The organism is Paracidovorax valerianellae (assembly GCF_900102625.1).
Classification (GTDB): Bacteria; Pseudomonadota; Gammaproteobacteria; order Burkholderiales; family Burkholderiaceae_C; genus Paracidovorax; species Paracidovorax valerianellae.
Map to the genome: position 1 here is coordinate 276,026 of NZ_FMZC01000001.1, position 19,358 is coordinate 295,383.

17 protein-coding genes are annotated in these 19,358 nt (G+C 62.7%); 7 read left to right on the forward strand and 10 right to left on the reverse strand.

Annotated features, from left to right (window positions below; all coding sequences use genetic code 11):
• Positions 1 to 59: 59 nt before the first annotated feature.
• The 3 genes from BLT03_RS01265 to BLT03_RS01275 all read left to right on the forward strand — a co-directional run bounded on the left by BLT03_RS01265 (position 60) and on the right by BLT03_RS01275 (position 3,561).
• On the forward strand, positions 60 to 317 hold the full coding sequence (locus BLT03_RS01265) for a type B 50S ribosomal protein L31 (protein WP_092739517.1): 258 nt from the start codon (positions 60 to 62) through the stop codon (positions 315 to 317).
• 173 nt (positions 318 to 490) lie between these two features.
• Entirely contained in the window at positions 491 to 2,203 is a 1,713-nt protein-coding gene (locus BLT03_RS01270) for a hypothetical protein (RefSeq protein ID WP_092739519.1), read from the forward strand.
• Positions 2,203 to 3,561 (forward strand): MATE family efflux transporter, encoded by a 1,359-nt coding sequence (locus BLT03_RS01275; RefSeq protein WP_092739521.1) that lies wholly within the window; start codon positions 2,203 to 2,205, stop codon positions 3,559 to 3,561. Before BLT03_RS01270 ends, BLT03_RS01275 begins: the two co-directional genes overlap by 1 nt.
• On the opposite strand, the gene phoR is transcribed toward BLT03_RS01275, so the two are convergent.
• From phoR to pstS, 7 genes are all read right to left on the reverse strand, one after another.
• Positions 3,524 to 4,897 (reverse strand): phosphate regulon sensor histidine kinase PhoR, encoded by a 1,374-nt coding sequence (gene phoR / locus BLT03_RS01280; protein WP_092740043.1) that lies wholly within the window; start codon positions 4,895 to 4,897, stop codon positions 3,524 to 3,526. The genes BLT03_RS01275 and phoR overlap by 38 nt on opposite strands.
• Positions 4,898 to 4,949: 52 nt before the next feature.
• Positions 4,950 to 5,657: a phosphate regulon transcriptional regulator PhoB gene (gene phoB / locus BLT03_RS01285; protein WP_092739523.1), complete on the reverse strand. Its 708-nt coding sequence runs from the start codon at positions 5,655 to 5,657 to the stop codon at positions 4,950 to 4,952.
• A 16-nt stretch (positions 5,658 to 5,673) separates the two neighbouring features.
• Positions 5,674 to 6,375: a phosphate signaling complex protein PhoU gene (gene phoU / locus BLT03_RS01290; protein WP_092739525.1), complete on the reverse strand. Its 702-nt coding sequence runs from the start codon at positions 6,373 to 6,375 to the stop codon at positions 5,674 to 5,676.
• 10 nt (positions 6,376 to 6,385) lie between these two features.
• Entirely contained in the window at positions 6,386 to 7,168 is a 783-nt protein-coding gene (pstB, locus tag BLT03_RS01295; RefSeq protein ID WP_434802319.1) for a phosphate ABC transporter ATP-binding protein PstB, read from the reverse strand.
• A 19-nt stretch (positions 7,169 to 7,187) separates the two neighbouring features.
• Positions 7,188 to 8,069, reverse strand: coding sequence for a phosphate ABC transporter permease PstA (gene pstA, locus BLT03_RS01300; RefSeq protein ID WP_092739529.1), 882 nt, complete (start codon positions 8,067 to 8,069; stop codon positions 7,188 to 7,190).
• Entirely contained in the window at positions 8,066 to 9,055 is a 990-nt protein-coding gene (pstC, locus tag BLT03_RS01305; RefSeq protein ID WP_434802323.1) for a phosphate ABC transporter permease PstC, read from the reverse strand. The genes pstA and pstC overlap by 4 nt, the downstream gene beginning before the upstream one ends.
• A 96-nt stretch (positions 9,056 to 9,151) precedes the next feature.
• Positions 9,152 to 10,192, reverse strand: a complete 1,041-nt coding sequence (pstS, locus tag BLT03_RS01310; RefSeq protein WP_092739532.1) for a phosphate ABC transporter substrate-binding protein PstS — start codon at positions 10,190 to 10,192, stop codon at positions 9,152 to 9,154.
• 195 nt (positions 10,193 to 10,387) lie between these two features.
• On the opposite strand from pstS, the gene BLT03_RS01315 reads away from it, so the two are divergent.
• The 3 genes from BLT03_RS01315 to BLT03_RS01325 all read left to right on the forward strand — a co-directional run bounded on the left by BLT03_RS01315 (position 10,388) and on the right by BLT03_RS01325 (position 13,053).
• On the forward strand, positions 10,388 to 10,882 hold the full coding sequence (locus tag BLT03_RS01315; protein ID WP_092739534.1) for a fasciclin domain-containing protein: 495 nt from the start codon (positions 10,388 to 10,390) through the stop codon (positions 10,880 to 10,882).
• Between the two features lie 132 nt (positions 10,883 to 11,014).
• Complete coding sequence (locus BLT03_RS01320) at positions 11,015 to 12,493, forward strand: Ppx/GppA phosphatase family protein (RefSeq protein ID WP_092739536.1); 1,479 nt, start codon at positions 11,015 to 11,017, stop codon at positions 12,491 to 12,493.
• Positions 12,494 to 12,552: 59 nt separating this feature from the next.
• Positions 12,553 to 13,053: a hypothetical protein gene (locus BLT03_RS01325; protein ID WP_092739538.1), complete on the forward strand. Its 501-nt coding sequence runs from the start codon at positions 12,553 to 12,555 to the stop codon at positions 13,051 to 13,053.
• A gap of 38 nt (positions 13,054 to 13,091) precedes the next feature.
• Here BLT03_RS01325 and BLT03_RS01330 read toward each other — a convergent pair whose 3' ends face one another.
• The 3 genes from BLT03_RS01330 to BLT03_RS01340 all read right to left on the reverse strand — a co-directional run bounded on the left by BLT03_RS01330 (position 13,092) and on the right by BLT03_RS01340 (position 16,712).
• The gene (locus BLT03_RS01330; protein WP_092739540.1) at positions 13,092 to 13,556 is read right to left on the reverse strand and encodes a SixA phosphatase family protein; all 465 of its coding nucleotides are present in this window, start codon (positions 13,554 to 13,556) and stop codon (positions 13,092 to 13,094) included.
• Positions 13,553 to 15,757 carry a polyphosphate kinase 1 gene (gene ppk1, locus BLT03_RS01335; RefSeq protein ID WP_092739542.1) on the reverse strand — a complete coding sequence of 735 codons (2,205 nt, stop codon included), beginning with the start codon at positions 15,755 to 15,757 and terminating at the stop codon, positions 13,553 to 13,555. Before ppk1 ends, BLT03_RS01330 begins: the two co-directional genes overlap by 4 nt.
• Before the next feature lie 118 nt (positions 15,758 to 15,875).
• A complete protein-coding gene (locus BLT03_RS01340) occupies positions 15,876 to 16,712 on the reverse strand; it encodes a GNAT family N-acetyltransferase (protein ID WP_092740045.1) in 837 nt (278 codons plus the stop codon).
• 235 nt (positions 16,713 to 16,947) lie between these two features.
• Between BLT03_RS01340 and BLT03_RS01345 the strand changes: the two genes are divergently transcribed.
• Complete coding sequence (locus tag BLT03_RS01345; RefSeq protein ID WP_092739544.1) at positions 16,948 to 19,179, forward strand: bifunctional diguanylate cyclase/phosphodiesterase; 2,232 nt, start codon at positions 16,948 to 16,950, stop codon at positions 19,177 to 19,179.
• The last annotated feature ends 179 nt before the right edge of the window (positions 19,180 to 19,358 follow it).

Consider the following 19,358-nt stretch of genomic DNA (forward strand, 5'->3'; position numbering starts at 1 on the left):
AAAGTGCGACGCAATGGGTGCGGCGTGGCTACCGCAGCAGCCCTAGAAAGGACCATGCCATGAGAGAAGGCATTCACCCCAATTACCGCGAAGTGTTGTTCGTGGACCTGTCCAATGGTTTCAAGTTCGTGACCCGCTCTTGCGTGAACACGAAGGAAATGGGCAAGACCGATGACGGACGCGAACTGCCTCTGTTCAAGCTGGATACTTCCAGCGAATCGCATCCTTTCTACACCGGTACGCAAAAGTCCGTGGACAACATGGGCGGCCGCGTGGAGAAGTTCCGCAACCGTTTCGGCAAGACCGCAGCGAAGTAATCGGCGGAAATGGTGTGTGCAGGCTCTGGCCTGCGGTGCCGCAAGGCGGTCTGCCACGCAACGCAGGCCCATCACATCGTTTCAAGAAAGGCAGCCCGGCTCGACCGCGCTGCCTTTTTCTTTGCCCATTTGCCATTATTCTCGGGCGTCCTTTCGCCATCAGAACGAGTCGAGTGATCCACCCCACCCCCGCCATCGTCACCCAGGGCGCAGTGCGCCCGCTGCCACGCTGGGCACTCTTGCTGCTGTGCCTCGCGTACGTGGTGCCAGGGTTCGTGGCGCGAGCCCCGTGGAAGAACGCCGACATCACCGCGTTCGGCTACATGCTGGAACTGGCACAGGGCTCGACTGCATGGCTCTCTCCATCGCTGGCGGGCATGCCGCCCGAGACGGAAGGACTGTTGCCCTACTGGCTGGGGGCGTTGGCGCTACAAATCGCGCCCTCGTGGATTTCGCAGGAAATGGCAGCGCGATTACCCTTCATCGCCCTGCTGGCCGTCACGCTCGTCGCTACCTGGTATGGGGTGTACTACTTGGCAAAGAGTCCTGGCGCACAGCCGGTGGCCTTTGCGTTCGGAGGCGAAGCCCTGCCGGCCGACTATGCCCGCGCCATGGCCGATGGCGGGCTGCTGGCGTTGCTGGCCTGCCTGGGACTGGCCCAGTTGTCGCACGAGATCACCAGTTACCTCACACAGCTGGCGTGCACTGCACTCCTATTTTTTGCTGCAGCCGCGCTACCCTACCGCACCGCCCTGCCCACCGCCGCCGCGGCGCTCGGGCTGATCGGATTGGTGCTGAGCGGCGCGCCCACCATGGCGGCATTGCTGGGCACGGGCAGCGCCTTGCTGGTCTTGCGCACACCTGACCACGAAAAGAACTCCACACGGGCCTGGGCCCTGGCGCTGTTCACCATGACGGCCATGGCTGCTTTGCTGGCATGGAAACTCAATCTCTGGCGCTGGCGCATCGTCGGCACAGCGGAAGGCGCCAAGGATTGGCAGAGCCTATTGCGGCTTTTGATCTGGTTCGCGTGGCCGGCATGGCCGCTCGCGTGGTGGACGCTGTGGCGCTGGCGGCACCAGATCTTCAGCCGGGCGATGCACCGCCATCTGTTACTTCCTCTGTGGTTCACCGCCGTCACCCTGGGTGCCACCGTGACCACCCAGCCGGCTGACCGTGCCCTGCTGCTCGGTTTGCCGGCGCTGGCGGCATTGGCCGCCTTCGCACTGCCTACGCTGCGCCGGGCCATTGCCTCGTTGATCGACTGGTTCACGCTGCTGTTCTTCAGCGCTTCCGCGATCACCATCTGGGTGATCTGGCTGTCGCTGCAGACCGGCGTGCCCTCCAAGCCGGCTGCCAATGTCGCACGGCTGGCACCTGCGTTCGTTCCACAGTTTTCCGCCCTTGCCTTCGCGCTGGCCCTTGCGGCGACGGGCGCCTGGTGCGCGCTGGTGTGGTGGCGAGCGTCTAGGGATCGGGCCGTGATCTGGAAAAGCCTGGTGCTCCCGGCCAGCGGTGCCACCCTGGGGTGGTTGCTGCTCATGACGCTATGGCTGCCGCTGCTGGACTACGGCCGCAGCTACCGCCCTCAAATGAACAACCTCATGGCGGTGCTAGGCCCTGAGCCGGGCTGCATCGTCACGCACGGCCTGAGCCGTGCCCAGGTAGCCGCATTGCAGTACCACGGCGGACTATCCCTGCAGCCGACCGACGGTGCAACGCTGCCCGCCGCGTCCGATTGCCAATGGCTGGTGGCGGACAGCGAAGCCCAGCCGCCAGCTGCTGATATCGCGCCGTCCAAAGAGTGGACGCACATCGCGCAACTTCCCCGCCCCACCGACAAAAACGATCAATTGCTGGTGCTGCGGCGCACGGCGCCGCGGTAATGTCCGAGCGCACGACGATTGCGCGGCATGCCGGCACCGTGCTGGCCGGCCAGTTGGCGGTCATGGCGTTCGGCGTGACCGACACCATCGTGGCGGGACGGCACTCCGCAGATGCGCTGGCAGCCCTGTCGATCGGTTCGGCGATTTACGTCAGCATCTATGTAGCGCTCATGGGGGCGCTGCAGGCCCTGTTGCCGGTTTGGGCCGAGCAGCGTGGGGCGGGCGAACGCGAGGGCATCGGCCGCACCGTGCGGCAAGCGCTCTATCTGTGCGCCATCGCATGCGCGATCGGAATGGCGGTGCTGGTTTCGCCCGGCGCCATTCTGCGATGGACGCAAGTGCCAGAAGACTTGCGGGCCGTGGTCGGCAGCTATCTCGGCGTGCTGGCTCTGGCGCTGCCGCCGGCACTGCTGTTTCGGGTTTACAGCACGCTCAACCAGGCACTGGGGCGCCCCCAACTGGTGACCTGGCTGCAAGTGGGTTCGCTGCTGGTCAAGATTCCTTTATCGATCTGGTTCACCTTCGGCGGCGCAGGGGTTCCCGCGCAAGGTGCAGTGGGGTGCGCCTTTGCAACGCTGCTGGTCAACTACGCACTGCTGGGTGTTTCCCTGTGGCTGCTCAACACCCAGCCGCTTTATGTGCCATTGGACCTGTGGCGCCGCATGGAAAAGCCCGACTGGAAGCAGATCGGTCGTTTCGCGCAGTTGGGGGTTCCCGCGGGGCTGGCCATTTTGGTGGAGGTCACCTCCTTCACGCTGATGGCGCTCTTCATCGCCCGCCAGGGCAATGTCGCGGCGGCAGCACACCAGATCGCCTCCAATTTGACGGCCGTGCTTTACATGGTGCCTTTGTCGCTGTCGATTGCCATCAGCGCCCGGGTCAGCTTCTGGCGGGGCTCGGGCAATGAGGCGCAGGCTCGCGCAGCGGCCTGGATGGGTTTTAGGCTCTCTGCCGGGATAGGTATTGCGCTGGCAGCTATTCTTTTTATAGCAAAAGACCACATTGCGCCTTTCTACACATCCTCGGCACAAGTGGCGTTGCTCACGGCATCGCTGCTCACCTGGGTGTCGTGCTACCACGTCGCGGATGCGCTGCAGACCGTTTGCGTTTTCGTGCTGCGCTGCTACCGGGTCACGCTGGCGCCCTTGGTCGTCTACTGCGTGATGCTCTGGGGCGCTGGGCTGACCGGTGGATATTTTCTCGCCTACGAGGGGACGCCGGGTGCAGGGCCCTTGCGATCTCCGGCGGCGTTCTGGGGCGCCAGCGCCGCCGCGCTGTCGATCACGGCAGCGATCTTCGTGGCGATGCTGGCCATCACCCTCAAGCCTGGGAAACCGCTCCCGCCTCCAGAAAGCTGAGGGCGCGGCGGCTCTGCACGCGGCTGGGCGGAAAGGTGACGGAAAAGACCGAGCCCTTGCCCACCGTGCTCGAAATGTCCAGCGTGGCCGAATGGCGCTGCAGCACATGCTTGACGATGGCCAGCCCCAGGCCGGTGCCACCCGTCTCACGGGACCGGCTGCGGTCCACGCGATAAAACCGCTCGGTCAGGCGAGGCAGATGCACCGCTTCGATGCCAGGGCCGGTATCACGCACTGAAAAACGAGCCCCGCCATCTTCCAGCGCTTGCCATTCCACCGTGATGCAGCCGCCTGCCGGGGTGTAGCGCACGGCGTTGCCGATGAGGTTGGACAGCGCACTCTGCAACTCCGCCGGCACGCCGCCGAGCTGGCCGGCCGCGCGCATCGTGTCCAGCGAAGGGAACTGGATCGTGTGCGGCCGGGGCTGGTTCTGCGTGAGCAACGCGGACAGGCCGCGAGCCTCGTCTTCGCAGCGGCGCAGCAGCACTTCCACAGGCGTCCACTCGGTGATGCCGGGCAACGGGCTGCCCTCCAGGCGAGACAGGGTCAGCAAGTCTTGCACCACGCTTTGCATGCGCGCCGCCTGCTGCGACATCATGCCCAGGTAGCGCGAGCGCTCTTCGGTCGACAGCGGCAGGGTCTGCAAGGTTTCGACGAAGCCTGTCAAAACGGTGAGTGGCGTGCGGATCTCGTGCGACACGTTGGCGACGAAGTCGCGGCGCATGGCCTCTGCCTGCTCCAGCGCCGTCACATCGCGCGACAGCAGCAGCTTGCGTCCGTCGCCATACGGATGCAGATGGACCGATATGCGCACCGGACGAGAGGCAGTGCTGTCGCGGCCCTGCAGCACGACGTCGTGCGAGAAATCCTGGCTGGAGTAATAGGCGTTGAAATCCGGGTCGCGCAAGAGGTTTCCGATGGACTGCATCACATCGCGCTGCGCATCGAAACCGAACTGGCCGGCGGCGATGTGATTGCACCATTCGATGCGTCCCGCGGCATCCAGCAGCACCACGCCATTGGGCGTTGCCTGTAGCGCCGCCAAAATTTCCTGCAGCCGCGCGTCGCTGGCCGCCACCTGCGCCTGGCTTTGGCGCAGCAGGCGCCGCGCACGATCGGCAGCCTCGCCCCACAAGCCGCGCAAGTCCGGCGCCCGGGAAAGGTCGCCTTCCCGCAGCCAGGCCACCACACGGGCGCCGCGCAGAAGATCCCAGATGAACCACACCCAGGCAGCGACGACGGCCGCCAGCATGGCGCCGAAAGCCCCGCCTTGCCACCATCCCACGACAAGACCCGCCAACTGAAAGAGAAAAAAGAAAAGAAAGCGCCAGGCCATTTCGTGCATACGGGTCAAGGGGCGCGGCGCCATCGGCACCGCAGGGCGGGCGTCAAGCCTGCATCAGTGCCGGCGGCTGCGCCGTCAGGCGATATCCAGCGCCGCGCACGGTTTCCACCATCGCGCCGGCAACGCCCAGCGCTTCTCGCAGCCGCTTGACGTGCACATCGACCGTGCGCTCTTCGATGAACACATGGTCGCCCCACACCTTGTCCAGCAACTGGGCTCGGCTGTGCACTCGCTCCGGGTGCTTCATCAGGTAGTGCAGCAGCTTGAACTCGGTCGGGCCGATCTTGAGCTGCTGCGCCTGAAAGGTTACCCGGTAGGTGGCCGCGTCCAGCGTCAATTCGCCGATGGTCACGCTGTCGCTCACCTGCTCCGGTGCCCGGCGGCGCAGCACGGCACGGATGCGTGCCAGCAGTTCCTGGGTGGAAAACGGCTTGGTGATGTAGTCGTCCGCGCCCGCATCCAGCCCCGCGACCTTGTCCGGCTCATCACCGCGTGCGGTCAGCATGAGGATGGGAATGGGCTTGGTGCGCGCGTCGGCCCGCCATTTGCGCGCCAGCGTGAGTCCGCTCTGGCCCGGCAGCATCCAGTCGAGCAGGATGACGTCAGGCAGCACGGCATCGAGCTCGCGTTGCGCAGATTCGCCATCTTCCGACCAGATGGGCTGAAAGCCGTTGTGCCGCAGATTGACGGCGATCAGTTCGGCAATGGCGGGTTCGTCCTCGACGATGAGTACACGGGGAAGTCTCTTCATGGAAATGCACCGCCTTTCACAACACGGCGGATTCGATCTGGTCCAGGGCGGTGTGCCGCACGTCCTTGCCCTTGACGAGGTAGATGATCAATTCGGCCACGTTCTTGGAATGGTCGCCGATGCGTTCGATCGCCTTGGCGAGAAACAGCAGGTCCAGGCTGGCCGAGATGGTGCGGGGGTCTTCCATCATGTAGGTGATGAGCTTGCGCACGAAGCCGTCGAACTCTTTATCGATGAGGTCGTCTTCCTTGAGGATCGCCACGGCGGCCTTGGTGTCGAGCCTTGCGAACGCATCGAGCGTCTTGCGCAACAGGCCGGAAGCCAGGTCCGCCGCCACACGCAGGTCGGTGGTCGGCAACAGCCGAGCGGAGCCGCTTTCGATGATGGACTTGACCATGCGCGCCATCTTGTTGGCCTCGTCGCCCATGCGTTCGAGATTCGCGGTGGCTTTGGAAAAGGCGATCAGCAGGCGCAGATCGCGCGCGGTGGGCTGGCGCCGCGCGATGATGGAAGAGAGCTCATGGTCGATTTCAACTTCCATCGCGTTCACGCGGTGCTCGGTAGCGGCGACCTGATCGGCCGCTTCCACGCTGAACTGCGAAAGCGCATAGATGGCCTGGCGAATCTGCGATTCGACCAGACCGCCCAGTTCCATGACCCGGGCGGAGATGCTGTTGAGTTCGCTGTCGAACTGTGAAGAGAGGTGCTTGTCGGGCATTTTGTGCTCCTTAGCCGAACCGGCCAGTGATGTAGTCCTCGGTCTCCTTGCGCTGCGGCTTGAAGAACATCTGTTCGGTTTCGCCGAACTCCATCAAGTCGCCGAGGTACATGTAAGCCGTGTAGTCGCTGCAGCGCGCTGCCTGCTGCATGTTGTGCGTCACGATCACGACGGTGTAGTCGTTCTTGAGTTCGGCGATCAGTTCTTCGACCTTCGCGGTGGAGATGGGGTCCAGCGCTGAGCATGGCTCGTCCAGCAAAAGCACTTCGGGCTTGATGGCGATGCCGCGGGCGATGCAAAGCCGCTGCTGCTGCCCGCCGGACAGGCCGGAGCCGCTCTGGTGCAGCTTGTCCTTCACCTCGTTCCACAGGGCCGCCTTGCGCAGCGCCCATTCCACACGGTCGTCCATGTCGGTGGCATTGAGGCTTTCGAAAAGCTTCACGCCGAAAGCGATGTTGTCGTAGATCGACATCGGGAATGGTGTGGGCTTCTGGAACACCATGCCGACTTTGGCACGGATCAGCGCCACGTCCTGCTTGCTGGTGAGCAGGTTTTCGCCGTCCAGCACGATCTGGCCTTCGGCACGTTGTTCGGGATAGAGCTCGAACATGCGGTTGAAGGTGCGCAGCAAGGTGGACTTGCCGCAACCCGATGGTCCGATGAAGGCCGTGACCTTCTTTTCGGGAATGTCGAGGTTGATGCCTTTGAGGGCATGGAACTTGCCGTAATAGAAGTTCAGGTCACGCACCGTGATCTTGGGCGTCTCGGACACTGCGGGCATTGGGTAGGGCATGGTGTCTTCCTTGTGTTGCTTACTTCTGGCGCGTCAGCACGCGGGCCAGGATATTGAGGCCAAGAACGGCGACGGTGATCAGGAACACCCCCGCCCAGGCCAGTTGCTGCCAGTTCTCGTAAGGGCTCATGGCGAACTTGAAAATGGTGACCGGAAGGCTGGCCATCGGCTTGCCCAGGTCGGCATTCCAGAACTGGTTGTTGAGCGCCGTGAACAGTAGCGGCGCCGTTTCACCCGCGATGCGGGCCACCGCCAGCAGCACGCCGGTGATCACCCCTGCACGCGCGGCGCGCAAGGTCACCATCGTGATGACTTTCCACTTGGGCGTACCAAGCGCATAGGCGGCTTCCCGCAGGCTGGCAGGCACCAGCACCAGCATGTTCTCGGTCGTGCGGATCACCACCGGAATCACGATCAATGCCAGGGCCAGAATGCCGGCGTACGCGGAAAAGCTCTTGAACCGGGCCACGATCACCGCATACACGAACAGGCCGATGACGATGCTGGGTGCCGACAGCAGGATGTCGTTCACGAAGCGGGTGGTAGATGCCAGCCAGCCCCGCGTGTCGTACTCGGCGAGGTACACACCGGCCATGATGCCGATGGGCGTTCCCACGAAGGTCGCGAGCGAAACCATGACGAGCGAGCCGAAGATGGCGTTGGAGATACCGCCCACTTCGTTGGGTGGCGGTGTCATCTCCGTGAACAACGCCAGGCTGAGCCCACCGATGCCGAGACGGATCGTTTCCCAAAGAATCCACACCAGCCAGAACACACCGAACACCATGGCGGCAAGCGAGAGCGTGAGAGCGATGTTGTTCAGGCGCTTGCGGCTGTCGTAGCGGCGTTGGCGCAACTGGGCCATTTCGGCGGCCGTGATCAGATGTTGCGACGTGCTCATGCGCGGGTTCCTTCATTCTTTTGAAGACGGGACAGCAGCACCTTGGACAGGGCCAGCACCACGAACGTGATGAAGAACAGCACCAGTCCGAGGTAGATCAGCGAGGCCTGGTGCAGGCCCTCGCCCGCTTCGGCGAATTCGTTGGCCAGCGCCGAGGTGATGCTGTTGGCGGCTTCGAAAACCGACAGCGAATTGAGCTGGTTCATGTTACCGATCACGAAGGTCACGGCCATCGTCTCGCCCAGCGCACGGCCCAGGCCGAGCATCACGCCGCCCAGCACGCCGGTCTTCGTATACGGCAGCACGACCTTCCAGACCACTTCCCAGGTCGTGGAACCCAGCCCATAGGCCGATTCCTTGAGCAGCGCAGGGGTGACTTCGAAGACATCCCGCATGACCGCCGCAATGAACGGGATGATCATGATCGCCAGGATGATGCCGGCCGAAAGAATGCCGATACCCACCGGGGGGCCGGACACCAGAGCGCCCAGGTAGGGAATGCCGCTGAACAGCGACTGCAGCGGCTGCTGCACCCAGGCGGCCAGGATGGGCCCGAACACCATCAGGCCCCACATGCCATAAACGATGGAGGGAACCGCTGCGAGCAATTCAATGGCGGTACCCAGCGGGCGTTTGAGCCAGGCGGGGGAGAGTTCGGTGAGAAAGAGCGCAATGCCGAAGCTCACCGGCACGGCGATGAGCAACGCGATGAACGACGTGGCCAACGTGCCATAGATCATGACGAGGCCGCCGTAATCGTTCTGGACGGGGTCCCAAACGCTGCGCGTCAGAAAGGTCAGGCCGTACTTCTCGATAGAGGGCCACGCCCCCACGACGAGCGACAGCAGGATGCCCACCAGGAGCGCCAGCGTGAGCAAGGCGGCACCACGGGCGAGCACCCCGAAGATGCGATCCGCCAGCACGCCGGACAGAAGCGGCGACCTGGGGGGCGGGGTGGTATTCGGAGCCTCGGCGCGAACCGGCATCGAGGACGACTGGCGGACTGGCATGGTGCTGGACACTGCTGTGCCTTCCTTAAGAAAAAACGAACTGGCGGCCTGCGAAGGCAGGCCGCCATGTGATTACTTCAGCGAAACGGTTTTGCCGGAAGTGTCCTTGATATCGCCCCAGGACTTCATGATGACGTTCTTCACGGAATCCGGCATGGGCACGTAGTCCAGATCGGCTGCCGTCTTGTCACCCGACTTATAGGCCCATTCGAAGAACTTGAGCGACGTCGTCGCCTGAGTGGGCTTGTCCTGCGCCTTGTGCATCAGGATGAAGGTCGCGCCGGTGATGGGCCACGATTCCTTGCCAGGCTGATTGGTGAGGATCTGGTAGAAGCTCTTGGCCCAGTCGGCGCCAGCGGCAGCGGCCTTGAACGCGCTGTCTTCCGGCGAGACGAATGCGCCATCGGCGTTCTGGAGCTGCACGTAGTTCAGCTTGTTCTGCTTCACGTAGGCATATTCCACGTAACCGATCGAGTTGGGAAGGCGCCCGACGAAAGCGGCCACGCCTTCGTTGCCCTTGCCACCAGCGCCCGTGGGCCAGTTGACGGCGGTGCCTTCACCGACCTTGGACTTCCACTCGGCGTTCACCTTGGAGAGGTAGTTGGTGAAGATGAAGCTGGTGCCCGAACCGTCGGCACGGCGAACGGGCGCGATGGCTGCGTCTGGCAAATTAACGCCGGGGTTCAGCGCCTTGATGGCTGCATCGCTCCAGTTCGTGATCTTGCCCAGATAGATGTCACCCAGCACCTGTCCGCTCAGCTTGATCTGGCCAGGAGAAATACCTTTGATGTTCACCACGGGAACCACACCGCCGATGACGGTAGGAAATTGCAGCAGGCCCTTCTTGGCCAACTCGTCGTCCTTCAGGGGAGCGTCCGATGCACCGAAGTCCACCGTCTTCGCTTCGATCTGGCGCAGGCCGGCACCCGAACCCACCGACTGGTAATTGATCTTGACGCCGGTTGCCTTGTTGTAGTCTGCAGCCCACTTGGAGTACAGCGGAGCAGGAAAGCTTGCACCGGCACCCGTGGCTTCTTGTTGCGCCCAGGCACTGGAGAAAGCACCAGCAGCCACCACACCCGACACCAGAATCCGAATCACAGACAGTTTCATGTAGGAACCTCTTGGTTGAGAAGAATCAGTGAGGCGACTCTAGAAGCCCTTTATGACACCGTCGTGACACTGACCGTACTCTGTCATTCATTGGCTTCAGAGGAAAAACAGCTCTGTCCTGTCACGCAACCGTCATGGTTGCTGCGTAGTCTCCGGCGCACCGACCCCGTCGGCAACCCTTCGGAGAAACCCTACATGTACCGCCGTTACCTCTTTCCTGTCTTGCTGGCCGCCATTACCGTTTCAACGCTGAGCGCCTGCGCCACGGCTCCCAGCGCATCGGGCCCGATTCCCGCAGCCTTGGCAGCCACGCCGTCCATCAGCACGTTCCGCACCCTGGCTACGCAGGCCGGACTGTCCGACACGTTGGCGGTTGGCGGCCCTTACACGGTATTTGCCCCGTCTGACGAAGCATTCAAGGCAGTGCCCGCCAAGACCATGGCAGAACTGCGCGCTGACAAAGCCAAACTCCAGGCGGTTCTGAACTATCACATCGTTCCCAAGCGCCTGACGGCTGCCGATGTGCAGCCTGGCTCGGTCAAGACGCTGCAAGGCGGTGAAATCACCGTTGCGCGCGCCGGCACCTTCGTGACCGTGGAAGACGCCATGGTCGTGCAGGCCGACATTCTGGCCAGCAACGGCGTGGTACATGTGGTCGATCGCGTGCTGATGCCACCGGCCAAGAAGTAATCCGGTCAAGACCGTAAACCTTCAGGGGAGGACGGTATGCCGGCCCTCCCCCGCCCAGCTCCGAAGCGCCATCGACTGGAAAGCAGGTGCTATGCTGCCCCGCCTGAAAACCAGCGCGCACCGCGCCACACCATGCACGACGGAACACTGCTTGCCGCTGTAGATCTGGGATCCAACAGCTTTCGCCTGGAAATCGGGCGCTTCGAACACGGCCATATCCAGCGTGTGGAGTACCTCAAGGAAACGGTTCGCCAAGGCAACGGCCTGGACGAAGACCGCAACCTGACCCCCGACGCCATGCAGCGCGGCTGGGATTGCCTGGCCCGCTTCGCCGAACGCCTCAAGGCTTTCGAGCCGCACCACGTTCGCGCAGTCGCCACGCAAACCCTGCGGGAGGCGCGCAACCGCGAGATATTTCTGCAACGCGGCAGCGATATCTTGGGACACCGCATTGACGTGGTCTCTGGCCCCGAAGAAGCCCGACTCATCTACCAAGGCGTGGCACGGCTGCTGCCCCAGTCCGATGAACGCCGGCTGGTCGTTGACATCGGCGGTCGATCTACCGAATTGATCTTGGGCCAGCAGTTTTCGGCCCGGGCCGTCGCTTCGTACCGGGTGGGCAGCGTGGCTTGGTCCAGCCGGTATTTTGCGGACGGGATCTTCACCGCACAGACCTTTCGCACCGCCGAAATCGCAGCCCAGGCGGTTCTGGACGAAGCGCTCAACACCTATCGACCAGACGCCTGGGATGTGGCTTACGGGTCGTCCGGCACGGTAGGCGCCGTGGGAGACGTTCTGGCGGCTGCGGGCCACCCCGCCGGAGTGGTCACGCGCCAGGGCCTGGATTGGCTGCAAGAACAGCTTTTGCGTGTGCGGTCCGTGGACAGGCTCCGCATGGAAGGGCTGAAGGAAGAGCGCCGCAGCGTGATCGGCGGTGGCCTCAGCGTGCTGCGCGCCGTGTTCGAGTTGCTGCAGATCGAGCAGATGCAGGTCGCGCAAGGCGCTTTGCGGCAGGGTGCGCTCTACGATCTGCTGGACCGCGAACTCCCGGAAACCGACCTGCGCTCGTCAACCGTTCGGGGCCTCATGCACCGCTTTGCCGTGGACATCGAGCATGCGGAACGTGTCGCCAAGACGGCTTGCACTCTGTTTTTACAGGCCTGCCGCAAGCCGTCCGAGCGCGATGAGCGCAAATTGGCATGGGCAGCCCAGTTGCACGAGGTGGGTTGCCGCATCTCGCACAGCGAATACCACCATCACGGTGCCTATATTTTGGACAACACCGATGCCGCAGGGTTCGCGGTGTGGGAGTTGCACCGGCTCGGCCTTCTGATCAAAGGCCATCGGGGCAAGGTGCGCAAGCTCGAAGCCAACCTGGAAGATGCCGATCTTGCGCTGCAGCTCGTCTGCCTGCGGGTGGCCGTTGCCCTGTGCCATGCCCGCCGCGCGCCCGACATGGACGGGATGGCGCTGTCCCAGCAGGGCAACCGCTATGTCATTACCTCTCGCCCGGGTTGGTCGGCGTTGTATCCGCAGTCGGCCCATCTTCTTCGGGAAGAAAGCGGAGCCTGGCTGAAAACGCCATGGGAGTTCACAGCAGAGCTCCGTTGAAAGCGAGCGGTAAGGTGAAACGGTATAAACTGTATATACCGTTTTTTTGATCTGCATCCATGCCCAACACTACCGACGTTTCTGCTGCTTCTTCCACCCAGCCTGCCGCTGCTCCCACGACAGCGCCAGTAACAGCCGGCGCCACGCCCTCAGCTAAAAAAGCCGCGTCGCGCAGCCAATCCGCATCGGCCCCTAAGAAAGTGCCGGCCGCCCGCAAAAAAGCGGCAGCGAAGCCCGCCGAAACCAGCACACCCGTTCGAGACACAAAAGCCAAGAAGCCAAAGCTCGTGCGCGACAGCTTCACCATTCCCAAGGACGAATACGCCGCCATCGAAGCCTTGAAACTGCGGAGCGGTCAACTGGGGACGACCGCCAAGAAGAGCGAACTGCTGCGCGCCGGACTCAAATTGCTCTCCGCCCTCAGCAACGACGCGTTGGCGAAAGCGCTGCAAGACGTTCCGTCCATCAAGACCGGTCGCCCGAAGGCACAGGCATCCGCTCCGTCAACCACTGCAGCCAAAAAGGCCACTAAGCCGGCCAAGACAGCGCCACGCAAGTAACCTGTCCAGGAAATCTGGGCCTGGTCCGATGCCTAGGCTCAGAGAAAGTCCGGAGACTGCACCGCCAACAGGATGGTTTCCGTGGTGTCCAGTCTGGGCCGTTGGCGCAGCCACCAAACTGCGCCCTTGCGAATCGTGCACTCCGGCGCTTGCAGGCCCAGCAGCCCAGCCACGGTCTGGCCCAGCATAGGCTGGTGGCCCACCACCAGCACAGCGCCTTTCGACTTTGGCCACTGCGACAGTTCGAGCAACTCCTGGGGGCTGCCTCCCGGCAGCAGTTCCGCACGCAGCTTGTATTTGCGCCCCAGCGCTTTCGCCGTCGCTTCGGTGCGCCGGGCCGGGCTGCAAAGCATGCGCAGGCCATCGGGCAACTGCCGGTCCAGCCAGGCAGCCATGCGTGCCGCCTGTTTTTCGCCACGGGCCGTCAATGGGCGATCCAGGTCGTCCTGTCCTTCTCGGAGTTCTTCGGCCTCCGCGTGTCGCCAGAGGATGAGATCCATCATGTCTTGGATTTGGAGCGGTTTCCGCCACCGTGGTTGTCATTGACCAAGGGCGCAGTCACTGGCCCATAACGGTCCATCAGCGCCCGTTGCGCACCCTTCCCCGAGATCGGGTGGGGCGCGCGTTCATAGGTGCCGTCCGGCTGAAGCGTCCAGGCGTCCCGGTCGTCCTGCAGATAAGCCACCAGGCATTCGTCGATGATGCGTTGGCGCAAATCACGGTCCGTGACGGGCCAGGCCAATTCCACCCGGCGCAGCATGTTGCGGTTCATCCAGTCGGCACTGGACAGAAACAGGTCTTCGCTTTTTCCAGCGCGGAAATAGAACACACGTGTGTGCTCCAGAAAGCGGCCGATCACCGAACGCACCCGGATGTTGTCGGTGAATCCCGCGCGCTGCGCAGGCAGCATGCAGGCACCCCGAACGATGAGATCGATGCGAGCGCCCTGCTGCCCTGCCCGGATGAGCGCGCGCATCAGAGCATCGTCCGTCAGCGCATTCATCTTGGCCACGATGCGGGCGTCCTCGCCCTTCGCTGCGGCCTGCCCCACCCGCTCGATCATTTCCAGCATGTGCTGCTGCAAATGGAAAGGCGCCAAGACCAGCTTGCGCAACTTGGGCAGCTTGTTCTGGCTGGCCAGGTGATTGAACACGGCGTCCATGTCGGCCGTGACTTCGGGATCTGCCGTGAAATAGCTCAGGTCGGTGTACAGGCGAGCCGTGCGCGGGTTGTAGTTGCCAGTCGACAGGTGCCCATAACGACGCAGATGCCGGCCTTCGCGGCGCGTGACCAGGAGCATCTTCGCGTGTGTCTTGAGCCCCACCACCCCATAGACCACCTGCGCACCGATCGACTCCAGGGCCTCTGCCCAGTTGATGTTGGCCTCTTCGTCGAACCGCGCTTTCAACTCCACCACAGCCATGACTTCCTTGCCGCGCCGGACCGCCTCGCGCAGCAATTCCATGAGTTCGGAATCCGCCCCGGTGCGGTAAATGGTTTGCTTGATGGCCAACACCTGGGGGTCGTTCACCGCCTCTCGCAGAAACGCCAACACGGCATCGAAACTCTCGAAAGGCTGGTGGGCCAGCACGTCGCGCCGCCCGATCTGCTCGATCAACGAGGTGCCTGGCTGGATCTGCCGGGGCCACACGGAACGCCAAGGCGTGAACAACAGCGCCGGGTCATTCACCAGGTCCACCAGTTGCGAAAGCCGCACCAGGTTCACCGGACCGTGCACGCGATATAGCGCTGCGTCGGGCAAGGCAAACTGCTGCTGCAGAAAATCAGACAGAAACCGCGAGCAACTGGATGACACCTCCAGCCGCACAGCCTGCCCGTAGTGCCGATGCTCCAGACCTTGCCGCAGCGCAGTACGCAAGTTGCGCACGTCGTCTTCGTCCACGGCGAGGTCAGAATGCCGGGTCACACGGAACTGGGAAAATTCGGTCACCTCGCGCCCGGTGAAAAGCTCCGCCAGATGTGCCCGCACAATGCTGGACAGACTGACGAATTGCGCTCCTGTCACCGCCACTTTGGAAGGCATGCGTATCAGGCGCGGCAGTACCCGTGGGACTTTGACGATGGCGATTTCGTTTTCACGTCCGAAGGCATCATTGCCTTTCAGCCGGACGATGAAGTTCAGTGACTTGTTCGCCACCTGCGGAAACGGATGCGCAGGGTCCAGGCCGACGGGAATCAGCAGCGGGCGGACTTCACGATCGAAGTATTCGTTGACCCAACGGCGTTGCGCCCCGGTGCGGTCCCCGTGCGACACGATGTGGATGTCCTGCGCCGCGAATGCGGGCGTCAGGGATTCGTTGTACAGCGCGTATTGCCGCGCGACAAGGTCGTGCGCCTTGGCTGCCAATTCCTCGAAGGAGGCGACCGTGTAAGGCCCCTTGGTATCACCGTTTTGAGCTGCGGTGAGATGGGCAGCTGCGCGAACCTCGAAAAACTCATCGAGATTCGAGGAGACGATGCAAAGGTAACGCAGGCGCTCCAGCAACGGCACATCGATGCGGGCGGCCCAGTCGAATACCCGCTCGTTGAAAGCCAGGATGCTGTGGTCGCGATTGAGAAAATCAGGCTCGGCGTTCAATGCTTTCTCGGGCTGTTGCGGAGCGCTGGCCTCCTCGATTTCCCCATGGGTCGAGGCAGAGGCAAGGGGCGGCTCCGCAGGAATGTTCTCTGAAGGCGACGGCATGGATGCTTTGGAATGGATGGGTTCCGTCCCAGTATTGGCAGCCACGGTGACAGTTTCATGACACTTCGACTCAGTTGTCATGAGAGGTTTGCTGAGGTTCATGACAGATGAGACGCCGTCACATTCCGAGAAAGTGCTTGCGATAGCGCGACGGCAGGTCCGCGATGCGCATCAACATGGGGAGGTCGGCAGTGTTGAAGTCCGGGTCCCATGCCGGTGCGCCCAACACGCGAGCGCCCAGTCGCAGGTAGCCTTTGATGAGTGCGGGCGGCTCGATGTGGAGCGAGCCGTCCAACTGCTCCACAGGCAGGGGGAGCCTCGGAAGCACGTGGTAATCGATGGGAGCCAGATGCGTCTGCTTCACTTGGTGCCAGATGCTGGCCGCAGCGTCGCCACTGACCAAACCGTTGTGCAGCATGGGAATGCTGGCACAGCCGATCATGGTGTCCAGTTGGTTGCGCACCATAAAGTCCGCCAGGGCGCCCCACAGGGCCAGAATGACACCGCCATGTCGATGATCGGGGTGGACGCAACTGCGCCCCAGTTCCACCATGCGCTCGCGCAGGCTGCGCAATCGCGTCAGATCGAACTCGGTGTCGCTGTAGGTGCCTCCGACCCGCCGGGCCTGGGCCGGCGTGAGCACGCGGTAAGTACCGATCACCTGCCGGGTCGTGGCGTCGCGAACCAGCAGATGCTCGCAGTACTCATCGAAAAGGTCCACGTCATGCCCCGGCAGCGTGGTGTTGAGCCGTGCACCCATTTCGGATGCAAATACTTCGAACCTCAGCTGCTGCGCTTCCCGGACTTCGTCAAGGTGCCGCGCCCACGCCACTTCCACCCCACCCTGGGCTGGCAAAGCGCTTCCCAGATCGCTCGAAAGGCCTGGGCGGTGAAGTGACCCCCTGGGCAAGGAATCTGGACACAGGGGCATGGTCGGGGTGGGTAATTCGTTCACTCGTCTCTCCCAGCAAGGGTGGTTGAATCGCTGCTTGAAGGCGCCGATGCCTTCGCGCATGGACGAGACTGTGGCGAGAGCCCGTGACGCGGCCATGTCCAGCCCATGACAGGTGGATGACTTGTCTGCAGCCATTTCAACCAGCCATTGATCGAGACAATCCCCAAGAAGGGGGCCAAAGGTGGCTGCTACACTTTCGTACAACTTGCGCCCCTCCAGGGCACCACCGATCTTCATGAGCCCCACGCTTGAGGTGCCCGAGCTTCTCCAGGCCGGGCCGACTTTGCAACGCATCCTGCGTGAACAGCAAACCCTGCTGGACAGCGCCGGCGTGGGCATCGTGTTCATCCGGCAGCGGCAGATCGTGCGCTGCAACCAGCGCTTCGTGGACATCTTCGGCCATGAATCGGCCGCAGATGCCGTGGGCCAAAGCAGCCAGACCCTGCACGCGAGCGTGGATGCCTTCCGGGAACTGGGCCGCAATGCCTACCCCGTACTTGCTCGCGGCGAAACCTATCGCACCGAGTCCCAGATGCGCCGGTGCAATGGCCGGCTGTTCTGGAGCAGCCTGGCTGGCCGTTTGATCAACCCGAGAGAGACTTCGGAAGGCTCGATCTGGATCATTGACGACATCGATGAACAGCGGCACGCCCAGACCCAGCTCCATGCCGTGGTGCAGGAAAAGCAGGCCCTTTTCGATCACGCGATGGTAGGCATCGCTTTCATTTCGCGGCAGCGCATGACGCGATGCAATCAGCATTTCGAACAGATGCTGGGATACGGCCCCGGAGAGTTGGCGAATGCGGCCACGCGGCAATGGCACTTCAGCGACGCCGACTGGGAAGATGCCAATCAGCGCTGCTACACGCCGTTAAACGACGGAAAAGTTTTCGTGGGCGAGATGACTCTGCGTGCCAAGGATGGCCGCGCCGTGGTGTGTGAAGTGCGCGTCAAGGCCATCGATCCCGTGCGCCCGCAGAACGGATCGGTCTGCATTGCCATGGACGTCAGCGAGCAGCGCCAAGCGCAGGCAGAGCTGGCCCGCATGCACGCCGATCTGGAGCGGCAAGTGCACGAACGCACACGGCAGCTCAGCGAAACCGTGGACAACTTGCATCGCGAAATCAACGATCGCAAGCACGACCAGGAACGAATCTACTGGCTGGCCCACTACGACCCGCTGACAGGATTGCCGAATCGCACGCTGCTCGCCGAACGCAGCCTCCATGCGATCCGTGCGGCCAGTGAAGGTGGCACGCCCCTGGCCGTCATCTTTCTGGATCTCGACCATTTCAAGCATGTGAACGACTCCCTGGGGCACAGGGTCGGCGATGCGTTGCTCGTCGAAATCGCCAAACGACTGCGTGCCGTAGTGCGCGACAAAGACACGGTGTCGCGTCTGGGCGGCGATGAGTTCATCTTGCTGCTCCCCGGGGCCAACGCGCACGGCGCTGCACGGGTGGCGGGCAAGCTGCAGGAGGCATCGCGGCAGCACTATCAGATCGGCCACCACGAACTCACGATGGCGCCATCGATGGGCATTGCATTGTTTCCGGACGATGGTGCCGATTTCGACACCCTCACCCAATCTGCCGATGTGGCCATGTACCGGGCCAAATTGGATGGGCGCAACACCTACCGATTCTTCACCCCGGAGATGCAGGCCCAGTCGGTGCGGGCCCTGTTGCTGGAAAACGCCTTGCGCCGTGCACTCGAGCGCAATCAGCTCCATCTGCATTACCAGCCACAGATCACCATCGCTACCGGCGAAATCCGAAGCGTGGAGGCCCTGCTGCGTTGGGAGCACCCTGAGCTCGGAAACATTTCTCCTGCGGAATTCATTCCGATTGCCGAGGACAGCGGCCAGATTCTGCAGATCGGCGAGTGGGTCATGCAAACCGCGCTGGACCAGCTGCAGGCCTGGCACGCCATGGGCATGGATTGGCTGGCCATGGCGGTGAACCTCTCCGCCCTGCAGTTCCGCCAGCCACAACTGCCGGAACTGGTAAGCCGGCTGCTGGACAGCACCTCGCTGCGCGCTAACCGGCTGGAACTGGAGTTGACCGAAGGCGTGGCCGTGGACGATCCCCGCTCGGCGATCGCCACCATGGATCAGTTGCATGCCCGAGGCGTGCGAATGTCCATGGACGATTTCGGCACCGGCTACTCGTCACTGAGCCAACTCAAGCGCTTTCAGATCTACAAGCTCAAGATCGACCAATCCTTCGTGCGCGACCTGGGCAACGATTCGAACGACCGCGCCATCGTCAGCGCCATCATCCGGATGGCGCAGGCACTGGGCATCCGAACGACGGCCGAAGGTGTGGAAACGAGCGAACAGCTGGCTTACCTGCGCGAACAAGGATGCGACGAAGCGCAGGGCTACTACTTCAGCAAGCCGTTGCCAGCCCACCAGATCACTGTCCTGCTGCAGAGACAGCATCAAACGAAAAAAGCAATGGCTTGAGTTATCGCCTCTGAAGGGCGTAGCCGCAGCAACCCGGCCTGCGCCGCGACTGCCTCTGATGAAGCTTTGAAAACGCTTCGCCAGCATGATCTGTTGCTCGCTCAAGGTCAGGCAGCATTCACAACAGCGGTCGGCTGCTGCTTCAACTGTCAAGATTTGACCTTCCCGCGCCGCCTGCG

Bases quoted from the DNA above. Each gene is read 5' to 3' on its own strand.
- pstC (WP_434802323.1), bottom strand. From the start codon at position 9,055: ATGCCGGTTCGCGCCGAGGCTCCGAATACCACCCCGCCCCCCAGGTCG.
- BLT03_RS01315 (WP_092739534.1), top strand. From the start codon at position 10,388: ATGTACCGCCGTTACCTCTTTCCTGTCTTGCTGGCCGCCATTACCGTT.
- BLT03_RS01320 (WP_092739536.1), top strand. From the start codon at position 11,015: ATGCACGACGGAACACTGCTTGCCGCTGTAGATCTGGGATCCAACAGC.
- pstS (WP_092739532.1), bottom strand. From the start codon at position 10,192: ATGAAACTGTCTGTGATTCGGATTCTGGTGTCGGGTGTGGTGGCTGCT.
- pstB (WP_434802319.1), bottom strand. From the start codon at position 7,168: ATGCCCTACCCAATGCCCGCAGTGTCCGAGACGCCCAAGATCACGGTG.
- BLT03_RS01325 (WP_092739538.1), top strand. From the start codon at position 12,553: ATGCCCAACACTACCGACGTTTCTGCTGCTTCTTCCACCCAGCCTGCC.
- BLT03_RS01265 (WP_092739517.1), top strand. From the start codon at position 60: ATGAGAGAAGGCATTCACCCCAATTACCGCGAAGTGTTGTTCGTGGAC.
- phoB (WP_092739523.1), bottom strand. From the start codon at position 5,657: ATGAAGAGACTTCCCCGTGTACTCATCGTCGAGGACGAACCCGCCATT.
- BLT03_RS01275 (WP_092739521.1), top strand. From the start codon at position 2,203: ATGTCCGAGCGCACGACGATTGCGCGGCATGCCGGCACCGTGCTGGCC.
- pstA (WP_092739529.1), bottom strand. From the start codon at position 8,069: ATGAGCACGTCGCAACATCTGATCACGGCCGCCGAAATGGCCCAGTTG.
- BLT03_RS01345 (WP_092739544.1), top strand. From the start codon at position 16,948: ATGAGCCCCACGCTTGAGGTGCCCGAGCTTCTCCAGGCCGGGCCGACT.
- phoR (WP_092740043.1), bottom strand. From the start codon at position 4,897: ATGGCCTGGCGCTTTCTTTTCTTTTTTCTCTTTCAGTTGGCGGGTCTT.
- BLT03_RS01330 (WP_092739540.1), bottom strand. From the start codon at position 13,556: ATGATGGATCTCATCCTCTGGCGACACGCGGAGGCCGAAGAACTCCGA.
- phoU (WP_092739525.1), bottom strand. From the start codon at position 6,375: ATGCCCGACAAGCACCTCTCTTCACAGTTCGACAGCGAACTCAACAGC.
- ppk1 (WP_092739542.1), bottom strand. From the start codon at position 15,757: ATGCCGTCGCCTTCAGAGAACATTCCTGCGGAGCCGCCCCTTGCCTCT.